Consider the following 24,590-nt stretch of genomic DNA (forward strand, 5'->3'; position numbering starts at 1 on the left):
CGGGTCACTTATTCTTTCGGTTACGGATATTCAGCCAGAGTGCCGCACCGCCGATAAACACGACAAGCACAATGGCAATGATTGTTTTCGCATCCATCCCTTAATCCTCCTTTTTCTTTCTGCCCTTAAATGCGGCAAATCCAAGAACGCCTGCACCGATGACGCAGGCTGCCGCAAGCCCGCCCCAGAGGGCAGGGTTGAAGTCGTCGCCTGTTTTCGGGGTGTCACGCAGCTCATTGTGCATCGTCACGGTCACGGTTTCGTCCGTCTTAACCGTCACTTTCTGGTCGGCAGGCAGGATATAGCCAGAGGAAGCCTTGTCACTTACCTCGGATACGGTGTATTCCCCAATACGCAGACCATCAATGACGATTTCGCCGTTCTTGTCGGTCTTAAAGGTCTGGTCATACCCGTTGTTTCCGATAACACGGAAAGAGAAGCCCTCCACCTTGCCGTCAGAAGAAGTCTTGACGATTTTAAGTGAGCCTTTCTGTGCTTCATTTAAGAAGCCTTTGCCCGCTTCATTCTCTACCTGATAGGTCTTTCCATCTTCCTCAACGGATACGGGATAGACATTCTCATCAAGCACGAAGCCTGTCGGGGCTTTCGTTTCCTTTACCAGATAGTTTCCGTAAAGCAGCTCCTTCATCTGGTAAACGCCGATTTCCACCTCGCCCATCTCGCCGAGCAGCTCGTCGTCCTTATCCAGTTTGCCATCGCCGTTGGTATCTTTATAAACCTCGAATACCGCACCTGTGAGCTTGTTCTCTGGGTAGTCCTTGTCTACCTTTGTCAGTTCAATGTTTCCACGGATATAGCGGTTGACAAGCCCGATTTCCACAACCTCGTCCACCTTGCCGACAGTCACGGCGATTTCCTCATCGGAGAGTACAAAACCTTTCGGGCTTTCAATCTCACGGACAATCCATGTGCCATACGGGACTTTCCCAAAAGAAAAACTGCCATCGTCTTTGGATGTGGCAGTTGCAATGGCATTTTCCTTTGTAAACTCTTTTGTATCCGTCTTAAAGATGCCGATGACAGCACCGCCCAGAGCCTTCCCGTCCTCGTCGGACTTCTTACCGCTTACAGAGCCGTAAATGATGTCGTTTGTGATAGCTTCGCCCTCATTGGCTGTGATTTTCACGGTGGCGGTGTCCTGACCTGCATATTCAAAATTTACAGGGTATTTCGTGTCGCTGACAAGATAAGCGGCGTTGGTGTTGATTTCCTGCACATAGTAATTTCCAATCGGCAGGTCGCTGATTGCCTTCCCATGACCATTTTCGTCAAGGAAGATAACCTCAATCAGACCATCGGCAGGGATGACCGTGCCGTCTGCGGCGGTCAAGTCCTCTGCGGCATACAAGCCAAAGGTAACATCAAAGATTTCGCCGTTTGTGCCGATGCCGTAGGCTTCGTCTGTTTCAAGGCTCTTTACAAGGTCGATTTCCACACGCTGACGCTCATTGACAAAGCCTGTGGCGGTTTCCGTCACTTCGATTTCCTGTCCCGCATACACAAGCTCTACGGAGTGGGTTTCATCATTCAGCACCATTCCATACGGGGCTGTGGTTTCTTTGACCTCATACTTGCCCAGATACAGCTCTTTGGACTTCGCCGTGCCGTCTTTTCCTGTGGTTACAGTATCCACGACCTCGCCTTTTTTCGCTCTGACTGTCCCGTCCAGAGTCACAATATCCTCGGCTGCGGTAATCTCATAGACCGCACCCTCCAAGCCGCTGACGGAGAAAATCGGCTGATACAAGCCTTTGTCGCCTGCCACGGTGGAAAATACCTCGCCAGATTTGGTTACGGTAATTGTGCCTTTCTGTGCCATGTTGGAGCGTACTACCTCAATGAGCGTGATGCCGCTTTCCTCCTCGGAGTTCTCCTGCACCACATCAAAATAAACTGGCTCGGAATTTAACACATAGCCATACGGGGCTTGCACTTCCACAAGGGAATAGCCCTTGCCGTATTCAAGGGTCTGCGGCGTGATAAGCTCGCCGTCCGCTGTTGTATAAAACGTGTCAATGGTCGTCACTTCTGGATAAGTGAAGGTCATTGTTACAAGATTTCCGTTCGGGTCGTAAATCTGGAAGCCTGCCCCTGCATACGGGATGGTGTTGCCTGTTTCCGCATCCTTTTTTACCACCTTGATATAGCTCTCAAAGTTAGCGTTGTTGATAAGGTAACGGTAGGTCTGACCGTCGGAATTGATAAATACATCAAACGGCTTCATCAGCTCACGCCCCTCCCATCCAGAGGTCTGCTTCACGGTGTAAATGCCATACGGCATATCCTTACTCTGGGCAAAGCCGTTTTCATCGCAGGTGAGGATGTCACGCTCGGTTTCCTTTGCGTCCCCGTAGCTGCCTGCGGATTTTAGGAATACCTCAAATACCGCACCTTCTTCGGGTGTTTCAATCTGCGTCTCGCCGTCGTCGGTGTGCTTGATGATGGCGATATTGCCCTTGATGACCTGCTCATTCACATCATTTGCGGCAGAATTATATTCCACGGTATAGAGCTTCGGTTCTGCCCCTACATGGTGTACGGTTTCATCAAGCAAATATCCCTCGGACGGGCTGATTTCACGGACAGACCAGTCATCGTCGCAAATATAATATTTGGTCGTAAACTGCCCGTTTTCATCAGTCGTGTAGGTGTCAACCAGTTCCTCGCCCTTGTAAATGCCGTAGACCGCACCTGCAAGGGTGGCGTCGCCCTGCGGCGTACTTCCTGTTTCCACATCCGTCTTTGTGACGGTCACGTTAAACTTCTTCAATACGTTGTGGAAGCTGCGGTTTGTGACCTTCTTCCATTCAATCGGGGCGGTCTGGGATGCAGGGACGACATAACGGATAGCCGTATCCACTTCCTCAAGCACATACGGGGTGTCGCCGCTGATAAGGACATCCTCAAACTTTGCCAGACCATTTTTATCCGTCACGGCGTATTCGTCCACGGGCAGACCGCTGAGCGACGTTCCGTAAAGGTGGAATTTCACGCCCTCCACAAGATTGTCCTCGGAAGTCTTGATGACCTCCAGACTGCCACGCTTTAGGACGTTGTTGAAATTAACCGTAGTGGTCTTGCCGCCAATCAGCGTGACCGTCTGGGTCTGCTGCGGCTCGTAACGGTCAAGGGACTGCTCGGTAATCGTATAAGTGGCGGGGAATAAGCCCTCCACGGTCAGGTTTCCGTTTTTGTCTGTCTTGACTGTCTTATCGAAGTTATCTCCTTTGATGCGGAAGGAAATGCCCTCCACAACGCCGTCCTCGGAAGTCTTTTTGAGAGCAATCGTGCCTGTCGGCGTTTCAATATTGATATACGCCTTTACACTGTCGGCATTCTCGACGCCCGTAATCAAGTCCTGCAAGTTCGGGTCGCCATAGGCAATGAGCTTGGCGGAGCTGCTGACCTTTGGCACATCGTTCCTTGTTGCAGAGATACGGACAGTTCCGCTTACCGCCTTTTTGGAACTGATAGTCAGCTTGTTCCCTGACTTCGACACGCTCACATTGGAATCGGAACTTGTAAAGGCATAATCGGACAGCACGCCGTTTTTATCCGTCAATGTGATGCTATATTTCCCGTCCTTATAGGCAAGCTCCTTTGTGATGTCATTTTTACCGCCCGACATAAAGCTCGGAATGGTGTTATGCTCTGTCAGCATGGAAACAATCTGGTCATAAGCCGCCCTCGCACCGCTGTTGGCATAATTTGAGCCAAAATGCAGGCTGTAAACCGTCTTGCTCGTCTGCTTATAGGAGCCTGTGGCTTCACGGCATCCCGTGACGAACTCCCACACAAGGGTCTGCGTGGCAAGCCATTTCTCATCATCGCTGCCAGATAAATTACCTTTGTTTCCCTGATACCCATAGAGCAGGGCAAGCCCCACCGCCTTTTTCTGGTTTGCAGAAAGGGCGTTCCATGTGTCGGAAGATGCCTTTTTCAACGTGTTCCCCGTTTTCAGCGGAACACCCGGCTGAATACAGAACGCATCCTCGCCGTCCACATACATACGGTACTTGTATTCGCCCGTGCCTCCTGCGGTATAGCCGCCGATACTGGCACTCGAATTGTACCGCATGGCGTTCCCGCTGCTGTCATAGGTGTGGGTGAAGCTGATTGTGCCGATGTCGCCTGCGGCAAACGCCGTAGTCGCAGGCATCACGGACAAAGCCGTGACTGCCGCCAACGCAAGGGCAGCGGCTCTTTGAAATAATTTACGAATTTTCATCGCTTACCTCCTGTTATTGTTGATTTGATAAAAGCTGTTTTACTGACTGAAAAAGCCGCCCATCTGGACGGCTTAAACATTTCTTTTTCTCGGTTAGTTACTGGCTGTATAAGGGGGGAGAGGTGTGGAGAGGGGGAAACTCAAAAAAACCATTCCTCCAGAGGGCAGACTTCTCCCCAAGTGTGCGGCTTACCTTTCGTGAGCCTTGTTCCGCTGTAAATGGCGGTTGTAGAACTCCAACGCCTTTACAACAAAATCCGCTTCCTGCCCTCTGGGTACGGACTTCGGGATGAGCTTGGTTATCCTCTCGTCACGGAAGGCAGGCTTTTCCTTCTGGTTGGGCTTTTCCTCCTCCATGATGGAGCTGATAACCTCGTCCGTGAGTTTCCCGTCCTGCATAAACTTCTTCATTTTGATTGCCTGTGCGAGTGACGGGGTAGCGTCGTTGTAGCTCATGGCTTCAAGCAGGGTGTATTGCTGTTCCTCGGAAAGATAGGAAATCTCCACCGCAGGGCGGAAAGCAATCTGCCTGTCGTCTACCATTTGCAGAATTTCGGGTACAAGCTCTGTTAGACGGATATAGCGGCGTATTTGGTCTTTACTTTCCCCTACAAGCTCGCCTAACTCGGCATCGGAACGACCACTTTGCAACTTAGTCGCCATTGGCGACGAAGTTAAATCACTCCTCTGTCCTTGCCGTTTCATTGCTTCTAACCGCATCTTATAGGCAAAGGCTTTCTCACTCGGCAGAATGACAGACCTCTGCAAGTTGCTCTCCACCATGACAATAATCGCTTCGTCACGGGTCAGCTCCTTCACTTCGCATTTCAGCGTTTCAAGCCCTGCAAGCTCGCAAGCCTTTTTCCTCCTGTGTCCGCTGATAAGCTCATACCGCCCGTCCTCTTTCAGACGGACAGTAGCAGGGGTCATTACGCCATTCCGCTTTACGCTCTCGACAAGCTGTTCCATATCCTCATTCATTAACACCTTGAACGGGTGGTCTGGAAACTCGTCAATCTCTGAAATAGGAATGTCCCGTATTTTGCTTAACGCCGCTTCCTCACGGCTCTCGTCCGTCTGGAAAAGGTCATCGTATGCGGTCAGCTCGATTTTGCTTCCTCTGCTTCTCGCCAAGCTCTGCCACCTCCTTTGCGAACTGTTCATAGGCTGCGGCAACCTTGCCGCCTTTGTCATAGGCAAATATGCTTTTGCCCTCTGCGGTAGCTTCAACCGCACGGATGGAATGGGGTATCTCGCTGTCAAAGACTTTGATTTTCTGTCCGTATGCACTCTTTACCGTAGCGGTAATCTCCTTAGAGATATTCGTGCGGGGCATTACCATCGTCATTAAGATACCATCAATCCGCAGCTTGGGGTTTATCTGCCGCCTGACCATTGACACGGAGCGAAGCAACAGCTCTAAGCCTTTCGCAGAAAGATAGTGGGGCTGTGTCGGGATAACCACGCTGTCAGCCGCCACAAGTGCATTGATGGTAATCATGCCCAAACTCGGCATACAGTCGATAAGCACATAGTCGTAATTCTTTTTGACCGCATTTACATAGGTCTTTAGGACACGCTCACGGCTCATGGCATTGATTAGCCTTACCTCGAAGCCCGACAGCTCAATGTTGGACGGTAACAGGTCAACGCCCTCGCTGTTGCGGATAATCCCCTGCGAAACATCAGGCGGCTTGTCGTCGATGATGTCCTGCATAATGGTGGGGAGCGTGACGGGGATGTCGTCTGGTCGGTTATAGCCCAGAGCCATTGTGAGGTTTGCCTGTGCGTCCGCATCAATGAGCAGCACCTTAGAGCCTTGCCTTGCCAGACCTACACCCAAGTTGACCGCCGTTGTGGTCTTTCCAACACCGCCTTTCTGGTTCGTCAGAGCAATCACTTTGCAATTTGACATAGATGCGTCCTCCTTTCGCATAAATTTAGCCGCTTTGTCAAAGGCGGCTATGTAACAGTACCAGAGAACGCAAAAAAGCCGACTGGCTTGTACCAATCGGCTATGTAATCTCTATCTTTCCATATTCAGTTTTTAATTCTTGCACAGGGCTTGCCGCACCTGCTCTATATCCCATTTCTCTGGAAACAGGACTGCCATAATGCGGAACGCATCATAAAGCCCTGCCACATAAGAACAGTTGGAATAATCTATGTTCTGACTGTCCCTGCAATCCAGAAGATGGTTGCATATCTGCCGCTGTTTCTCCGTCAAATCAAGTCGGATATAGCTTTGCTCCGCACAGCCCTCCGCATTGCTTTCCTGCTGAAAATCCATGTCTGACTGCAAAAGCTGATATACGGAGTTTTCCTTCAGATTTTCCAATGCTAATGTTACCAACTTTTCAAACTCCATGCCTCACGACCTCCCCTTAACCTGCCACAACCTTTAATTTCTTAATGGGAGCATTGCTGACCTTGAAGATAAGCTCGTCAACAGGGTCGGTATATCTGCCTTGCTGTATGAGCTGATTTTTCAGCTCGACAAGGCTATGTAACAGGATTGTCCTCTCTTGGCTGTTTACATACAAATGATTCAGTTTCTCCCTCATAATTGCCACCGTCCTTTTTTGCTTTCATTATATAAGGAAATGGCAGTCGGCTCAAATATGCAAAATCGGGGCAAAAAAATAAGCGTACCACTATCTCTAATGATACGCTTATGATTATTTAGATATAAACATCAACAGTCAAATCTTCCCATTGATTTTTTCTAAGATAGCCACCACTTGCTTTTCGGAAAGCCTGTGCTTCCTCAAAACTTATGGTAAAAGTCCAAAATGGTTTTCGCCTATCTTTGTGATATAGCCGCCTGTGCTGCTGCCAATCTTGCAATCGGCACACGGAACGGTGAACAGGATACATAATCCAAACCAATCTTATGGCAGAACTCTACAGAGCTTGGATCTCCACCGTGCTCGCCACAGATACCGATATGAAGCTTCGGATTAGAAGGTCTGCCTAACTTAAGAGCAGTCTCCATAAGCTTACCAACACCTGTCTGGTCAAGCTTCGCAAACGGATCATTCTCATAAATCTTAGCATCATAGTATCCTTCCAGGAACTTACCAGCATCGTCACGTGAGAATCCAAAGGTCATCTGCGTCAGGTCATTGGTACCGAAGCAGAAGAAGTCAGCTTCCTTCGCAATCTCGTCCGCTGTAAGGGCTGCTCTTGGAATCTCAATCATAGTTCCAACTTCATATTCAAGAGCTATACCTGCTGCCGCAATCTCTGCGTCTGCTGTCTCAACAACAAACTTCTTCACATACTTAAGCTCTTTGATATCACCAATCAACGGAATCATAATCTCCGGCTTAACTGCCCAGTCTGGATGAGCCTTCTTCACATTAATCGCTGCGCGAATAACAGCCTTTGTCTGCATCTTCGCAATCTCAGGATAGGTAACCGCAAGACGGCATCCACGATGTCCCATCATTGGGTTAAACTCATGGAGAGAGTCAATCAGAGTCTTAATCTGCTCTACAGTCTTGCCCTGAGCGTCAGCCAGCTTCTTAATGTCCTCTTCCTCAGTAGGAACGAACTCATGAAGCGGAGGATCAAGGAAACGAATCGTAACCGGATTACCCTCCAGAGCTGTATAAAGAGCCTCGAAGTCACCCTGCTGATATGGCAGAATCTTCTCAAGAGCTGCTTCTCTTTCCTCTACTGTATCAGAACAGATCATCTCACGGAATGCCGCAATTCTGTCCTCCTCAAAGAACATATGCTCTGTACGGCAAAGACCGATACCTTCTGCGCCAAGCTCAACAGCCTTCTTAGCGTCTGACGGTGTATCTGCATTAGTACGAACTTTTAACCTTCTGTACTTGTCCGCCCATGCCATAATTCTTCCGAACTCTCCGGCAATCTGAGCGTCAACGGTAGGAATAACTCCGTCATAGATGTTACCTGTTGTACCATCGATAGAGATTGCGTCTCCCTCATGGAATTCCTTTCCTGCCAGTGTAAACTTCTTATTCTCCTCATCCATAGCAATATCGCCGCATCCAGATACACAGCATGTACCCATTCCACGGGCAACAACGGCTGCGTGGCTTGTCATACCGCCGCGGACAGTCAGGATACCCTGAGAAGACTTCATACCAGTGATGTCCTCTGGGGATGTCTCAAGACGAACAAGAACAACCTTCTCTCCTCTTGCATGCCACTCTACTGCATCCTCTGCTGTAAATACAATCTTACCACATGCAGCTCCAGGAGATGCTCCAAGACCTTTGCCCATCGGTGTGGCAGCCTTCAGAGCAGCAGTATCAAACTGAGGATGAAGCAGAGTATCTAAGTTACGCGGGTCAATCATGGCAACAGCTTCTTCCTCTGTCCTCATACCTTCGTCTACAAGGTCGCATGCAATCTTAAGGGCAGCCTGAGCTGTTCTCTTACCATTACGTGTCTGCAGCATATAAAGCTTGCCGTGCTCTACCGTAAACTCCATGTCCTGCATATCTCTGTAGTGCTTCTCAAGAGTCTCGCATACCTTCTTAAACTGAACAAATGCTTCTGGGAATTTCTGCTCCATCTCGGAAATGTGCATCGGTGTACGTACACCTGCAACCACGTCCTCGCCCTGTGCGTTCGTCAGGAACTCACCGAACAGACCGTTCTCTCCTGTGGCCGGATCACGGGTAAATGCAACGCCTGTACCACAGTCGTCACCCATGTTACCAAATGCCATGGACTGTACGTTTACAGCAGTTCCCCATGAATATGGGATATCGTTGTCACGACGGTATACATTCGCTCTTGGGTTGTCCCATGAACGGAATACAGCCTTAATAGCGCCCATTAACTGCTCCTTCGGGTCAGACGGGAAATCATGTCCGATCTTCTCCTTATATTCTGCTTTGAACTGTCCTGCAAGGCTCTTGAGATCCTCAGCCGTAAGCTCAACATCCTGCTTAACGCCCTTCTCGTTTTTCATCTTGTCAATCAGTTCTTCAAAATATTTCTTACCAACCTCCATAACTACGTCTGAGTACATCTGGATAAATCTTCTGTAGCAGTCCCATGCCCAACGCGGGTTGCCGGACTTCTCAGCAAGTGTCTCCACAACATCTTCATTCAGACCAAGGTTCAGGATGGTATCCATCATACCTGGCATGGATGCTCTTGCACCGGAACGAACGGAAACAAGAAGCGGATTCTCTTTGTCACCGAATTTCTTCTCTGTAATGGCTTCCATCTTCGTAACGGCTTCCATGATCTGCTCCATGATCTCGTCATTGATCTTTCTGCCGTCCTCATAATACTGTGTACATGCCTCTGTCGTAATTGTGAAGCCCTGCGGTACCGGAAGGCCCAAGCTTGTCATCTCAGCAAGGTTCGCACCTTTACCACCAAGAAGGTTTCTCATGGTTGCATTACCTTCTGTGAACATATAAACCCATTTTGCCATTTGTCATGACCTCCTAAAAACTATATATTTTTCTAAGTCGCACATAATATTTTACTGGTTTTACCAGTATTCGTCAAGTATTTCCAATTAGTTTCCAGACGGAATTTCATACATCTTTATATTTTCCCTTTGTCTTTGCAAATTCCCGCGTATCCTCATAACTGTCGTATAGGCACTCTCTAATAATGTCTTCTGTCAGCATCCGCCTCCTGCTCATTTCTCTGACAGCCGAGAACCGACAGCATGAGCACAGGGTATTCTCATAGATATACGGCAGAAGCTCTTTAGGCAAATGTTTTGAGCCGCCCCGCTTAAACATGTCAAGGATTGCCATAAACGGCCCGTGCCATGAAATGTTTTCTTTATAAGTGACCGGAAGGGATGTTACCAGAGAAACTAAGATGTCATGATCTTCCTTTTGATAGTTATTGGCAAGCAGACAGATAACATCCTCTGTACGTTCTTTTCTATCCAAAAGCTCTATTGCATAATCGTGAACCTTTTTATCCCTGACAGATTGTAGAGCTAGAAATGCATTTTCCCTAAGGCATTCATCCTCTGACCTGGAATCCCGTATCACCGTCTTTGCATCCAGGAATTCAGGACATTTTCCCTTTTCCAAAAGCCTTAGAAGCTGCGAACGCAATGACAGGTCTGTCTCCTTCTGGTAATAAGCCGTAAGCTCTCTTACTTCTTCTGTCTTGCCGTTTTTTAACATCATAGACGCCGCCATGATTGGAACCGTCCTGCCGACGCGGCCTCCCTCCTTCAGGTTATGATATATATTGTCTGCGGTCAGAGCCTCCTGCTTTTTTCGTCGGGGTTCGTCTCCCTCGTTTTTCCAGCATTCCTCCTGCTTTTCCATAGATGAAAGATAGCTCTGTATCCCTCTGTTGTTCTTAGCTTTTTCCTTTATCCTCCTGCGGATATTGGCCTTACCGCACTTATCTTCCCCATACCATTGAAATGTTTCAAAATGCCAGTAACAAAGCCTGGGATTTTTAAGAAACAAAAAACCCAACTCCTCCATAACCTTAAAATATCGCTTTTCCCACTCGTCTTCTGTGTGCGCAAGCCTCACAACCGAGATACAAAGAACGCTGAAATTATAGCACAGCGGCGGTATATCTTCAGAAATATGCCGATTAGGATGTTTTAACATCTCATACATCATGCCAAAGTATTTTTTCAATATTCCAGCGGCAGACAGATTTCCGTCCTGGGCTGCCAACTCAAGAAAACAGCAGGCATAGGAAAATTCCCAACCATAATCAAATATATTTTTGTCAAGATAAACTGCCGCCGCCTCTACAAACGGCTGCCTGTCCGGAAAACACTTTACCATCTCATAGAGATGGCGGCTTTTTGGCCCCTCGCATTGGGCGTCGTAGGCAGATTCATGGGTACACGCCCACAATACTATATCTCGGTATTTCTCTAAATTCTGAGTCGTCTGCAATTCCTGGACACACCTTCCAAGCCCGCATTGCACAGTGCGTTTAAATTCCTTCTTCGTCATAACCCTTTACTGCAATAGATACTCGATAAACTTAGCCGCCATCTTTGGATTCTGGCTGTTGATTGGAACCGCCGCATAGATTTTATCGTAGGAGGTCATAGCCTCTTTCTCCAGAATATTTCCAGCTTCAAGCAGTACGCCGTAATCGCCGGCTGTCCCGCCGTAGGCCACTCCATTTTCACTCAGAAGCTCACCCATATTCATAAATCCCTCCTGGTCGGCATACTCCCAAAAGACGCTTTCCGAGCACACCAGCACATCCACGGCATCCGCACCCATCAGCGTGGTCAAGGCTGTCTTGCTGGTAGTGCCGCCCTTGTCGTCTGGAATGTTGGCTCGGATACGCACCACCCCCTCCTCCTTGCCGATCCCTGCATATTGGGCAAACTCTTCCCCAAGCCACTCTGCTTTCTGGCTGTCTCCCCCAATCACGACGGCATTCAGAAGAACCTTCGTATGCATCCCCTTGTACATAGTCACTCCAAGACAAACTAGGACAACCAGAATTATGGCTGCAAACAGCCATGACTTGTAGTACATCCACAGATATTCCAGCTTCTTGCCAAATGTCATAGTCCCCCAGGTTCCCTTAATGATATCTTCTTCTTTAATAACATCTTCCCTTACGTCTTCCTCGCTCATCCGCGCCTCCTATACGACCGCAAAAGCTCTATAACGTCTTTCTGACCCTGCAGGGATTCCCATAGGCAACCACATTTGCCGGAATGTCCCTGGTCACAATACTTCCTGCGCCGATGGTCGTATTCTCTCCAATCGTGACCCCAGGAAGGACGATTACATTTGCCCCAATCCAAACGCCATCCCCGATACGGACAGACTTGTTAAACTGCATCCCCTTTTTCCTAAGCTCTGCCTCCAATGGGTGTCCCGCAGTCACAAGGGTCACGTTCGGCCCAATCATCACATGATTGCCGATATAGATATCAGCATCATCCACCAGGGTCAGGTTGAAATTCACATATACGTTATCCCCAAAATGGCTGTTCTTCCCCCAGTTCGCCCGAAGGGGAGGCTCGATTACGCAGCCCTCTCCCAAATCTCCCAGCAGCTCCTTCAATATCTCCTGCTGCTTCCTGCGGTTGGAGGGTCTGGTCTGATTAAACTCATACATTAAATCATTGTATCTCCACTGGAGCTCGTATAAGTCTGCGTCTGTTGAATCATACAATTCCCCACTCTTCATAATTTCTTCTGTAACCATCTCTTTTCTCCCTTCTTACTGTTAATGGGTATTATACCACCGGAAAGAGGTTTCTACAATCACGAAAAATCCTTCACATCCTGCGCCTTTAATATTTCCCTTATAATACTCTCAATATCCCGTCCTGAAATCGTAATATCCTGAATCTCACACCGCTTAGCCACCGCCTCGATAATTCCCATACTGTCGGCCGTGTCCGCATCATACTCAAAGCTCAGACTATGGTTTGTCATGCCGAAAACCTGCACCCCTTCCATGGCAAACGTCTCTTTCTCACACCATGGATTCACATCCACCTCGAACTGAATCTGCTTCTTTCGATTGAAATCAAGCTTCACCTTCTGCATCTGGTCATCCAATATAACTTTTCCGTGATTGATTAACACAATCCTCTGGCACAGCGACTCAATATCCTGAAAGTCATGGCTGGTCACGATGAACGTGGTCTTCTCCTCCACATTCATCCGACGGATAAATTCCCGAATCCCTGCCTTTGACTCCGCATCCAGCCCAATGGTAGGCTCGTCCAAAAACACAATCTTCGGATCATGCAGAAATGCGGCCGCAATATTACACCTCATCTTCTGCCCCAGGGACAACTGCCGTTCGGGAATTGACAGCAAAGGGGCCAGCCCCATAATCTCTGTAAACTTCTCCAAATTCTCCTGAAACCTTTTTTCCGGAATATCATACAGCTTCTGAAACAGCCGGTATGATTCAATCACCGGCACATCCCACCAGAGGAGCGAACGATTCCCGAATACCGCGCCGATGCCCTTACTATTGCGAACCCTATCCTTAAACGGGTCCAGCCCGTTAATCTTCACACTCCCTTGTGTCGGCTTTAAGATACCGCAGAGCATTTTGATGGTGGTAGATTTGCCGGAGCCGTTCGGCCCCACATATCCCACGGCTTCCCCCTCCTCTATGGAGAAATCCACACTGTCCACCGCCCTAAGCACCTCATAATCCGGCGCAAACATAGAGCGCAGCGCCTGGCCAAGCTTCTGGGAGTTCTTTCTTCTCTTATATTCTTTCACAAGCTGTCTTACTTCTACCTGACTCATTTCCCTTTTTCTCCTGTTCTACTTCTGTCTCATGTTATACGTCCCTGTATCTTACGTCCCCGTACTGTCATATGCCCGCGAGCCCAGCCGCCAAAACACTGCCGCAACTGCCACAACTGCCGCTGCGCTTAATGGAAGCCCTGCCAGCACCCAGCTTCCGGTCTTTCCGGTCAGATATGCCGCCGGATAATATCCTACAAACCCAAAAGGCAGCACATAAGTAAATATTGTACGAATCACCCCTGGAAATGCACCGATGGGATATTTTGCAAATTCCCGACAAGTCTGTACCAGCACCGCCACATCCTCTCCCTGTACAATCCAGAAATTCAAGCAGTTGAATATGGTATAGATTCCTGTATTTATGGCAATTCCACAGATTAGATACTCTGCTAAAAACAGTAAAAGCCCCACACCAAAGCCGATTCCCAGATGCACCAGGGCATATACCATCACCCCTGCATAGATTGCCATACTGATTAATGCAGGATAGTGCATCACATCTCCCAAAACCTGAAAAAACACTGGCGCAGGACGCACCAGCAGGACATCCAGCCTTCCTTCGTGCACCAAATAGCTGATTCCCCATACGTTATCAAAATATGTCTGGCTTAAGGACTCCACCAGCGCACACATGGAGAACATCAAACAGATTTCATAGATGCCCCATCCTCCAAGACCTCCCACAGCAGAAGCGATGGCAAGCACGCCGATGAAGCCTGCCGCCTCACGCAGCACCAGGGATATGACCAGTATTACGGTATCCGCCGGATACTGAGTCATCTCCACTAATCCCATTCTCTGGTATCCCATCCAGAGCCTTATGTAATAAGCCAACCGTTTCATACTTCCTTAACCTCCCTGTACAACAATCCTGCGGATCGCACAGCTATAGAATATATGGGCCGCCGTCCACAAAATCAAAATCCAAACCACCTGAAGCCCAACAAACTGCCATGTCTCCTCTGGAAGATATTTCCCAAGATAGATATTCACCGGCACTGAAACCATTCCCGCAAAAGGCAGATAGTCAAGAACTCTAGCCAACCCCTCCGGAAACAAAAACAAGGGAACCACCCCGCCCGCCAGTATGGAAAACAGCGAGCTTTTGGCATAAGCCAGGCTGTAGGAGTGGTTGGTGTAAAATGCACACAAGCCTACCATAAATTCAAAGAAATACATAATTCCAATGGAAAGGCACGTACTGACAAGGAACATGGCAAAATTCCATACTCCAGCCGGCGGCGTCCCTCCCAGCACAAGGAAGCAGACTGCCGCAATGGGCAGTCCCTTAAATGCCACAAAAAACACAAACTCCCCCACACGCTTTGCAAACAAGGTAAAGAACAATGAGATTGGACGCAGAAGCTCCATCCCAATCTTACCTGTACGAATCCAGTTAGACAGCTCCTGGTTAATCCCTCCGCTAAACTGTGAGGACAGCATCCTAGACAGGATGACATAGGTTGTCATCTGTAGGGCCGTATACCCTGCCAGGGAATCCTGCTGGCGGAACACAAACTGCCACAGGAAGTAATAGATTACAATCGACGCAAAGGTTCCCGCAATATTGATCCAGAACGCTTTCACGTATGCGAATTTTGTCAAAAATGTCATCTTCACAAGACAATAAAATTTATCCATAGCTTCACTCCCTCTCTCTAATCCCAGGCCCAATCAGCCAGATTCCCTCACACTCCATCTCGTCTTTTGGCATAACCTCCACAATCGCCCTCATAGTAATCATCGCCAGCGCGCCGCTTCCGTTATACAGCTTCTTATCCCCCCTGTTTGCAAAGGCAAGGTTCACATAAGCAGTCCCGTCGCCGTACCGCTTATTCACCGTCAGATTCTCCATCTGCCCAATACTGTCATCCGGCAAGACCGACACAAACTCCAGACGGGACGGGTCATAGTTAAGGACCTTCCCGAATGCATTGACATTCACAGCCTCCTTAGCGGTAACTGCCAGAGTGAAGGTCTCCCCTGCTTTTACCTTCTCTCTTTCAGGGACCAGAGAAATCCTTCCGGATACCTCCCCTGTCTGCTTCGTGCCACCGTCAAGGGCGAACATAGTAAATGCATAGTCGTACACATCATAGACTCCGTTTTTGTTAATGTCCCCGCACCGTTTCTGAATCTGATCAACAAAATTCGCCCCATCCTTAACAGAAGTTCCAAGATAATTCTTCATGTTGATATAATCTCCCTCAGAAACCTTCTCATTCTTATTGGTGCTTCCTACTGCAAATGGCTTTGAGCCGTCCTTCTTATAGACCGAGAGCTCATGTGCTGCGAAGAAGTTCTTCTTTGACTCTACAATAGTAAGCTTTAGATAACGGGCGCTTACTCCCTCAAGGTTCACGGTCTTTTTGTTTTCGTCCACCTCACGATTCTCGTCATAACTCCATTCCTCATTCTCCTTGCCGTTCCGCTCTAAATTCCAGTGCACATTGTCCAGACTGGAATATACATTCATCCGTTTTACCGTACCGCTTCCGTAGCTGTCCCGCGGATAATACTCGAACTTATAAAGCTCGTATACTGCCCCAAAGTCAAAGATAAAGGGAAGCCTGTCTGTCACCACGTCGTCTGCCGCAAAGAACAGCCCCCGCAGGCTATGGTCTGTGGCATATTTAAGCGCGCCCGCCTCGTCGCCGCCCGTCCAGGTAATTGTACCAAGGGCGCCGATTTCATTTCTCCAGGGGTCAAGGAGTGTGCTCACCCTAATCTCGTCACTCCACGGAGAGTATCCCTTCTCATTCCTGGCCCGTACACGGTAAGTATGATCAGAATGATACTCCAACTCGTCATGCAGGTAGGAGCAGGCATTTCCCATGGTGTAGAGCCTTCCGTCCACCAGCATCTCATAGGAGGCGGCATCTAAAATCTTTGTCCATTTCAGCCAGATCGCGTCTGACGTCTTCTGTTCCTCTGGCCCATGAAGCACAGGAGCCGGAAGATTTTCATTCTCTATTTCCGGCAGTCGGGTTAATTCATTGGCAAACCCGACGATTTCCACAGTCTGGCTCACTTTCGCGGCGTCTGCGGGACAAAGCTTTACATAGAGCTTCGGCGCGGCCTTGACCTCCTTTAGAAGCCCTGCAATCTCAACCTCCTCCTTGGGGGCATAGGTGTGAATCGGCGGATTCTCGTCATAGAAAAAGATGGCCTCCCCCTCCTTAGGTACAGTTTCCCCAAAGGCCTCCCAGGCTGTCAGTTCTGTATTGCCAAATGAACTGCCTCTACTTTCAGTTCTCACGAATTCTGTCATGCAAAGCAGCTCATCCCCGTTCTTCGCAATAACTCCCTCTGGCTTCTTAGATAAGTGGACAATAAAAGTTGTGTTTTTCCTCTGCTCATACCCTTCATAATCCCCCAATGCCTTCTCTGCCCTCAATACAGCCCTGTCCTTCTCAACCGCAGAAGTATATCTCACAGACACATGATTTCCATAGGACACATGGTCAATCACACCGTAAGCCTCGTCTGCCTCCGTCCGGTTGCAGATGTATTTCCCGTCATCCTCATACACCGTATATTCACTGACGAGCCACGGCCAGAATTCCACAATCCGCCTGGTTCTGTCAATGGCTTCCGGCGTGTTGTTCTCCTCATACATGGGGAGAATTGCGCCGTTTTTAACGAATACCGGCAGCTTCCAGACAGGCGCGTCAAAATTGTTCAACACCTGACCGCCCTGGTATTTCTCTCCCGTCAGATAATCCGTCCACACCTCCTTCTCGTCTGGAAGATAGATACGGTTTCTCACATCGTTTCCCATCTCATCCGCCGCAACATTCTGATAAACCGGCGCCACCAGAAGGCTTGAGCCAAGCATGAACTGATACTGCACCTCTCTGCCGGCTGCATATGGGTCGTCTGGATATTCTAAGAACATTGCCCTCACCATGGGAAGTCCTGTATCATTGTTCCCTGTATCCATATTGGACGCAGATACCGCACAGGTATAGATATAGGGCATTAATTGTGACTTTATTTTCAAATACATCCTGTTAATTCCCGTGTAAGGATCCCCAAAGGTATAAGGCGCCTTCATATAGCTTCCCCATCCGTCCATATTCAACATCTGAGGAGTAAACGCCTTCCACTGGTAATCCCGCACTGAAACCACAGCCTTTCCCCCGAAGATGCCGTCCATATCGCTTCCGATATTGGGATTGCCGCTAAGAGAGCTTCCGATATAAGTAGGAATATGGAAACGGATATATTCCCAGTTCCCCCCTGTCTGGTCCCCTGTCCACACACTGTTGAAACGCTGTGAGCCTGCCCACCCGTCCAGAGAAATGATATTGGGACGGAAAGCTTTTGCAGTAGTGACGATATCGTAGGCTGTCTTTACGCCGTCAAGCTGGAAGGAATAGCCAGGCCCCACCCATGCAACATCCGTCTTAAGGGTAGTAGCCCCGCCTATGGTCACCTCTTTTCTAAAGTCCCGAAGGAGATGCCAGTACGTCTCTTTGTCAGTGTCAGGAGATAAGCTGCTCTCTGTCCAAAGTCCCGACGCCACCCCTTTGCTGTTGGCAAATTCTGTAAACCTTGCAAAATTTTCCACGTTGGCGTCCACCGCGGCAATCCGTTCCTGGCTGCTGGCGCCGTCTTCCCCTACGCCTCCCTGTACATAGTACCCGTTCTGTCCGTAGCCGCCGCCATATCCATCGTTAGGCAGAAAGTAGCCCAGAGGCATATCATAACGGAGGTATTCCAAAAGGACGGCTCTTGCCGAATATTCATAGGGTGCGTCCACCGTCTCCGGATAATTTTCGATTGCTGTTTGGGGTCTCTCTCCGTTTAGGGATTCGGAGTGTAGTCCTTCTGTAAGCCGGTAGCCTGTGGCCATACCGCTCTCATATCTGGTGCTTCCCTTGCTGGTATGGGAAGCGCTTCCCTTCACAATCCAAGCCTTGTCCCCTGATTCCTCTGACCATGCATCGCGGTTGTAGCAGTTTAAATGCCCCTCATAAAAGCCATACTCCGGAAGCAGCATCGGATTGCCCGTCACATGGTAATAGGCCCGTAAAATCTCCTGCACCACACTTCTCCTATCCTCTGCTGCAGATAAGAAATAATACACGCTAAAGCGGCCTTCTTTATGTGTTGTTACCACATTTCCTGCATTTTCTGCGCCGAAATCATAGGCTCCCTCTGCAAATGTATTGCGAAGCGCCCCGTATCCGGCAGTCGTAAAATAAAAGGGGTTCGGGGATGCCACGCCACCGTCCATCCAACTGCTCTCGTTGACAATCTGTAGCTTCCTTCCGGTGTGGAGGAAACGACCGTTCTGAGTTCCGCCTCCGTAAAAATCCTCCCCCTTCTGCCGAATCAATGTCTGAACAGCAGCGTCCTTTTCAAGTGCAAGAGGTTCTGCCTCCTCCATCACAAGCCGGTGTGCGAAACGAATTTGCAGCTTTGCCCCAGCCTGTTCAATAAGTACAGACGTATCCCCGCACAGGATGACGCTCATACCCTCCTTTTCAAAAACCTGTACTTCTGGTTTTGTATAGGCGTTTGACTCATCGGGACGCTGCTGAATCCGCGCCTTGTGTTTTTCATTTATGGGCTTTGCATAAGCCTCAAATTCCCCTGCGGGATTTGCATCATATCGGAAAATATTTTCCTCTAAAAATGTAATCCTTCCTTCAAAGCCGTTTTGAAAATCCAAGTGAACGATATTCCTCTTTTGCTCATCCACTTTGACGGCTTTCACACCGCCAGGCTGAAAATCTCTTTTACACATATGACTATAATACCTTTCTGTTATTTTCCTGGATTGCTTTTCTTCCCCATATCCGCTATACTAACTATATTATATTGTTGGATACATTTCTTCAATTTAACGAAGGAGAGGAAAGCCATGAATCAATTATTTAATTACGACAATCCCATTATGCAATTTATATCAAAAATTTTTGATCTTATAATACTCAATCTGTTCTTTTTACTTTTCAGTATCCCCATTGTCACCATGGGTGCGTCCTTAAGCGCCCTTTACTATGTATGCCTCAAGCTCCTTCGGGGCGAGGAGCCTTACATCTGGCAGAACTTTTTCAAAGCCTTCCGCCAGAATTTAAAACAGGCAACTGTTGTCTGGGTTCTTCTGCTTCTGGCTTTTGCCCTTCTGGGAATGGATTTTTATATTATTAATTCACAGGATACTGCTTTATTTGCAGTCCTACGGGTCTTATTGTGGGTAGTCCTTGGGGCCTTGTTCAGTATATCCCTTTACATCTTCCCAGTAATCTCCCACTTTATCTGCAGCACAAAGCAGTCCTTTAAAAACGCTGCCTATATGGCAATCGGCTTCCTGCCCTATACGGCGGTCATGCTTGCAATCAGCGGCGTCCTTCTGTATCTGTGTACAGTTTCTTCTAAACTTTTTGCAATGGTCATTATCATCAGCGGAATCTGCGGTCATTCCGTTATTGCCTTTACCTTCTGCATCTTCTTTGACCGTATCTTCCGCAAATATGAACCAAAATAATTCATTACTATATCTCTGTACAAAACAAGGGGGAAGGTTTTTGCCTTCCCCCTCTGAGATTTCTCTCATTTCTTCGATCTTCTTCAAATATTAACCCTTGATTCCGGACTGCGCCACACCTTCGATAAACTGCTTCTGGAAGATGAAGAACAGTACGATAATCGGGATGACTGCCATAACTGCCCCTGCCATCTGCATCGGGTATTTCGTCGTATACTGTCCCTGCAGCGTGGAGAGCGCCGGACCGAGCGTCATCATCTTCGGAGATGTATTGACAATCAACGGCCACATAAAATCATTCCATGCAAATTTCGCTGTAAAGATTACTAGCGACACGATTCCTGGCTTAGTCAGCGGAAGCATAATCTTCCAGAATATCTGATAACGGTTACATCCATCCAGGAGCGCCGCCTCCTCCAACTCCTTTGGCAGCGACATAAAGAACTGCCGCAGAAGGAAAGTTCCGAACGCACTGAACAGGTTCGGCAAAAACAGCGCCGGTATGGTATCCAATAACCCAAGCTTCTGAATAATCTGATACTGAGGGATTAGGAAAATCTGTCCCGGCACCATCAGTACAGACAGGATTAACACAAATATCACGTTCTTAAACGGAAAGTCAATTCTTGCAAATGCATACGCCGCCATAGAACAGAACATAACCTGTACTACCGTCGTCACGACTGTGGATATAATTGTGTTCAGGTACACCCTCGCAAACGGCAGCGCCGTTACAATCTGTGCATAGGCATCCGTCAAAAACTTCTTCGGGAAAAATGTGGGCGGTATCTGCATGGCCTCTCCTACCGTCTTAAATGAGGTAAGCACCATCCATAAAAACGGGAATACCGTAATTCCAACTCCAAGAAGAAGCGCCAGATGAATAAATAATTTCTTTGTATTCGATTTACTTTTCATGATGCTCCCTCCTAATCGTAATTAACCCATTTCTTCTGTCCCCAGAGCTGAACAACCGTTACCAGCATGATGACTGCGAAGATCAGGATTGAGATTGCCGCCGCATATCCCTTATATCCATAATCGAACGCCTTGCGGTAGAACAGCATTACCACCGTCTGCGTGCTGGCGTAGGCAGGATTCGTCTTGCCGATCATCATGTAAACTACGTCGAACACCTGAAATCCGCTGATAATGGAGGTAATCATTACGAAAAATATGGTTGGCGTCAGCATTGGTATCGTAATCTTAAAAAACTGCTGCAGAGAGCCCGCACCGTCGATGGCCGCCGCTTCATAGTAGGATTTTGAAATTCCCTGCATACCGGCAAGCAGAATAATCATATTATAGCCCACCGTCATCCACAAACCGACAATCATAATCATATACAGCGCAAGCTTCGGATCTGTAAGCCATCCTACGCCTTTGCCGCCCATTCCGCGAATAACGCTATTCAAGATTCCCATCTTTTCATTGTAAATCCACTTCCACACCATGGCAACCGCAGCCGCCATTGTTACAGAAGGAAGGAAATATAATGTACGGTAGATTGACGTTCCCTTAATCTTTGAATTCAGAAGCGCTGCGATACAGATTGAAAGGAATAATCCCACCGGAACTGTACATACAACATATTTCAGCGTATTACCGAAGGTTTCCCATACCTCCTTGTCCTGTACCATATCAACGTAATTCTGCACTCCTACAAAAGTCGTCATGTTAAACTTATTCACTTCATTAAAACTAAACCAAACATTCTGAATAAACGGCCAGATATAAAATACCAAAAGTCCGATGGTAACCGGCGCTATGAACACATATGCCGCAATCCAGTCCTTCCTCGCACGTTTACTCGCCTGTTTCTTCACTGTGCCTGTTTTTACTTTACTCTCAGCCATATCGTCACCCACTTAGTCCTTGCTATTTCGCAAGTAATGCGTCTGCCTCTGCTTTCAGTTCTTTACAAGCGTCTGCCAGTGATTCCTCACCGTTATATGCCTTCTGAAGATAGGTTGCCTCCAAATCGTAAAGCTCTGCTGCTACCATACATACCGGAAGCGGATAAGCCTTGTCTGAGTGATTGGTATAAGCTGCCAGGTTGTAATCCGGATTTGCATCCGCAAAATAGCCCTGTGCATCTGTCCTTGCAGAGATAACCACGCCTGTCTCTCCCTGAATCTTCATCGCGTCCGCGCTTCCGAGCCAAATTGCGAAATCGATTGCTGCCTCCTTGTTCTTGCTGCCCTCAAATACGGCATATCCAAGACCATTGATACAGTTATCCTCTACACCGTTAAATGTAGGAATCTCTACACAGTCAATCTTATCTGCGATTGCATCGTTTCCTGCATACTGAGGAACCATATATGAACCTGCAAAATTCATGGCAAGCTGTCCGCCCTCGAACATTGCGTCTGCTGACGTCTCAGAAAGGGCTGCTGAACCAGGAGAAAGCTCTTTCTCAATCATATCAATCCAGCACTGGATACCCTCCTGCGTCTTAGGATCATCATAGCCGGTCTCTGTCTTATCATCATTCAGGATATATCCGCCGTTAGCGTATACAGTCTGATAATACCATGTCTGGAAATCAACCGGACAAGCGAATGGATATACGCCGTCGTCAAGACCTGCTGCCTTTAAGTCCTCTGCCGTCTTAACCAGATCTTCATAGGTCATATCATCCGTCGGGTATTCTACGCCTGCAGCGTCAAAAATCTCTTTGTTGTACCACAGCGCATTGGTATCGAAATCCTTCGGAACTGCATAATTCACACCGTCGCGGACATAGTTCTCTACCAGAGTCTCCGGGAATGAATCATTAATGTCAGACGCGTCAATCGCCTCTGTCAAGTCAGCCAGAATACCTCCGTCTACATAAGAATCCAGATGAAGCACATTCAGCCAGAATACGTCCGGCGCCTTGCCGCCGCCTGCTGCTGCCTCCAACTTGGTCCAATACTCTCCGCCCTTGTAAGGTGTAAGCTGGATCTCAATGCTCACATCCTCATTCTCCTTCTCATAAGCCTCTACAAGCTTCTCCATTGCCGGCCTCTGGTTCTCATCCCAGATACCGAACGCCAGCTCTGTCTTCTTACCTGAACCGCCTGATGAACCGCCGTCAGAGCCGCCGTCCCCGCTGTCAGAGCCGCCGCAGCCCGCAAGCATCGTCGTCCCCATTGCTGCACACAGTCCAAAAGCTGCCATTTTCTTCAGATTCTTCTTCATAATCTTCACTCCTTCTTTCTTTAATAATTTTAAGTTTCTATATGAAGCCTCCCTGTGCTGTTCTTGGAATTTCAGAGAGGCAAGCATATCCGATTAATTTTTTCCAAACTCCTTAATCTTCACCGGACATCCATCATGATTCCTTGAGTATTCCGCTGCCAGCGCACAGTAATGGCTTTCCAGAGAACGTTCCAGGGAGGTCACATAAGAGCTTTCCTCCTTCTCACCGCTGATCATATCGATAAATTCCATCACCATACGGTCGTCTCCGCCGCCGTGTCCAGAGAAATCATCGGCAAGCGCTGCCACATCAATCGTCTCCACCGGCATGTCACTGGCAAACTTACGGATACTAATCTCACAATCTTGTGCTTTTTCTTTCATATCTACACGCAGCTCACCTTTTGTACCCATAAAACGGGCATATCGAGAGATATCCGGCGTAAATCCGCACATGGTAAAACTCATGGTAGTTCCGTCTGTCATTCTTAGGTTCACTACCTGGTGATCCACTACATTATTATTACAGTGGTATACGCACTGACCGAATCTTCCTTCCTGTATCGCTCTCATAATCTGTTCTTCTGTGGGACCTGACGGCACTAACACATCCAACGGCCAGATCCTGTTCCCACTCCGATAGCCGTACACTTTGTTGTCCAGATAAATCTTCTCTGCGTCAAATGGACATTCTTCTCTTACCCCGCATCCATCAAGGCACCGCTTTGCACAGCCTTTGGGAGCCTTCTCCTTCTTGAATAGATAGGTATCCCCATAGGAGGTCAGGGATTCGCAGGTCTTTCCTGCAAGCCATGGGTATAAATCCATATCATGACAGCATTTTTGCAGAATCATAGGACTGGTTTCTTCGGAATTGGCCCAGTTTCCACGTACAAAGCTGTGAGCCTGGTGGAACCAGCCAACGTTCTCGGCAGCCATAATTGATACCACCTCCCCAATCACCCCAGAATCCAGCAATTCCTTCACCTTCTGATAGATTGGCGTGTACCGCAGTACATGGCATACCACTACCTTCTTATCGTATCGCTTAGCTGCTTTTGCAAGCTCTCTGCACTCGGCAAGGTCAGGCGACACCGGCTTTTCAAGCAGCAGGTGGTATCCCTTCTCAAGAGCCGCCGTGGCATGGCCCACATGCTGCCTATCCTGGGTTGCAATAATCATAGCGTCGGCAAGTTTTTCCTGCTTCAGCATTTCTTCGGCGCTTAAAAAACACGCTTCCTTTGGCACATGATACTCTTTTGCAACGAGTTCCACCTTCTCTGGATCAATATCTGCGATTGCAACAATCTCCATCTTATCAGGATGAAGCTTTGCCGACTTTGCATAAAAATCTTTTCCCCTGCTGCCAAGCCCTGCAATCGCAACCCTAGTCACTTTGCTCATCTTTCCATCCCTT

18 protein-coding genes are annotated in these 24,590 nt (G+C 48.2%); 1 reads left to right on the forward strand and 17 read right to left on the reverse strand.

Features of this window, described 5'->3' with window-relative positions:
* Positions 1-100 precede the first annotated feature (100 nt).
* From GN277_RS22170 to GN277_RS22230, 13 genes are all read right to left on the reverse strand, one after another.
* Complete coding sequence (locus tag GN277_RS22170) at positions 101-4,249, reverse strand: SpaA isopeptide-forming pilin-related protein (RefSeq protein ID WP_159753843.1); 4,149 nt, start codon at positions 4,247-4,249, stop codon at positions 101-103.
* 189 nt (positions 4,250-4,438) lie between these two features.
* Positions 4,439-5,383: a ParB/RepB/Spo0J family partition protein gene (locus tag GN277_RS22175; protein WP_159753846.1), complete on the reverse strand. Its 945-nt coding sequence runs from the start codon at positions 5,381-5,383 to the stop codon at positions 4,439-4,441.
* Positions 5,337-6,164, reverse strand: a complete 828-nt coding sequence (locus GN277_RS22180; RefSeq protein ID WP_159753849.1) for a ParA family protein — start codon at positions 6,162-6,164, stop codon at positions 5,337-5,339. The genes GN277_RS22175 and GN277_RS22180 overlap by 47 nt, the downstream gene beginning before the upstream one ends.
* 132 nt (positions 6,165-6,296) lie before the next feature.
* Positions 6,297-6,617, reverse strand: coding sequence for a hypothetical protein (locus GN277_RS22185; protein WP_159753852.1), 321 nt, complete (start codon positions 6,615-6,617; stop codon positions 6,297-6,299).
* A 16-nt stretch (positions 6,618-6,633) separates the two neighbouring features.
* Complete coding sequence (locus GN277_RS22190; protein ID WP_159757060.1) at positions 6,634-6,813, reverse strand: hypothetical protein; 180 nt, start codon at positions 6,811-6,813, stop codon at positions 6,634-6,636.
* A 239-nt stretch (positions 6,814-7,052) separates the two neighbouring features.
* Complete coding sequence (ppdK, locus tag GN277_RS22195) at positions 7,053-9,677, reverse strand: pyruvate, phosphate dikinase (protein ID WP_159753855.1); 2,625 nt, start codon at positions 9,675-9,677, stop codon at positions 7,053-7,055.
* A 106-nt stretch (positions 9,678-9,783) separates the two neighbouring features.
* Positions 9,784-11,196, reverse strand: a complete 1,413-nt coding sequence (locus tag GN277_RS22200) for a hypothetical protein (protein ID WP_159753858.1) — start codon at positions 11,194-11,196, stop codon at positions 9,784-9,786.
* 6 nt (positions 11,197-11,202) lie between these two features.
* Positions 11,203-11,838: a hypothetical protein gene (locus tag GN277_RS22205; RefSeq protein WP_159753861.1), complete on the reverse strand. Its 636-nt coding sequence runs from the start codon at positions 11,836-11,838 to the stop codon at positions 11,203-11,205.
* Positions 11,839-11,866: 28 nt separating this feature from the next.
* Positions 11,867-12,418 carry a sugar O-acetyltransferase gene (locus GN277_RS22210; protein ID WP_159753864.1) on the reverse strand — a complete coding sequence of 184 codons (552 nt, stop codon included), beginning with the start codon at positions 12,416-12,418 and terminating at the stop codon, positions 11,867-11,869.
* A 59-nt stretch (positions 12,419-12,477) separates the two neighbouring features.
* Entirely contained in the window at positions 12,478-13,485 is a 1,008-nt protein-coding gene (locus GN277_RS22215) for an ABC transporter ATP-binding protein (RefSeq protein ID WP_159753867.1), read from the reverse strand.
* Between the two features lie 51 nt (positions 13,486-13,536).
* Positions 13,537-14,331: an ABC transporter permease gene (locus GN277_RS22220; protein ID WP_159753870.1), complete on the reverse strand. Its 795-nt coding sequence runs from the start codon at positions 14,329-14,331 to the stop codon at positions 13,537-13,539.
* 6 nt (positions 14,332-14,337) lie between these two features.
* On the reverse strand, positions 14,338-15,129 hold the full coding sequence (locus GN277_RS22225; RefSeq protein ID WP_159753873.1) for an ABC transporter permease: 792 nt from the start codon (positions 15,127-15,129) through the stop codon (positions 14,338-14,340).
* A gap of 4 nt (positions 15,130-15,133) precedes the next feature.
* Positions 15,134-19,243, reverse strand: coding sequence for a TIM-barrel domain-containing protein (locus GN277_RS22230; protein WP_159753876.1), 4,110 nt, complete (start codon positions 19,241-19,243; stop codon positions 15,134-15,136).
* Between the two features lie 117 nt (positions 19,244-19,360).
* On the opposite strand from GN277_RS22230, the gene GN277_RS22235 reads away from it, so the two are divergent.
* Positions 19,361-19,987: a YesL family protein gene (locus tag GN277_RS22235; RefSeq protein ID WP_159753878.1), complete on the forward strand. Its 627-nt coding sequence runs from the start codon at positions 19,361-19,363 to the stop codon at positions 19,985-19,987.
* Between the two features lie 90 nt (positions 19,988-20,077).
* Here GN277_RS22235 and GN277_RS22240 read toward each other — a convergent pair whose 3' ends face one another.
* The 4 genes from GN277_RS22240 to GN277_RS22255 form a co-directional block, all read right to left on the reverse strand.
* On the reverse strand, positions 20,078-20,905 hold the full coding sequence (locus tag GN277_RS22240) for a carbohydrate ABC transporter permease (protein WP_159753881.1): 828 nt from the start codon (positions 20,903-20,905) through the stop codon (positions 20,078-20,080).
* An 11-nt stretch (positions 20,906-20,916) separates the two neighbouring features.
* Positions 20,917-21,843 carry a carbohydrate ABC transporter permease gene (locus GN277_RS22245; RefSeq protein WP_159753884.1) on the reverse strand — a complete coding sequence of 309 codons (927 nt, stop codon included), beginning with the start codon at positions 21,841-21,843 and terminating at the stop codon, positions 20,917-20,919.
* Between the two features lie 22 nt (positions 21,844-21,865).
* Complete coding sequence (locus tag GN277_RS22250; protein WP_159753887.1) at positions 21,866-23,173, reverse strand: ABC transporter substrate-binding protein; 1,308 nt, start codon at positions 23,171-23,173, stop codon at positions 21,866-21,868.
* Positions 23,174-23,266: 93 nt separating this feature from the next.
* On the reverse strand, positions 23,267-24,577 hold the full coding sequence (locus tag GN277_RS22255; RefSeq protein WP_159753890.1) for a Gfo/Idh/MocA family protein: 1,311 nt from the start codon (positions 24,575-24,577) through the stop codon (positions 23,267-23,269).
* Between the last annotated feature and the right edge of the window lie 13 nt (positions 24,578-24,590).

The sequence above is a fragment of the Sporofaciens musculi genome, assembly GCF_009830285.1.
GTDB lineage: Bacteria > Bacillota > Clostridia > Lachnospirales > Lachnospiraceae > Sporofaciens > Sporofaciens musculi.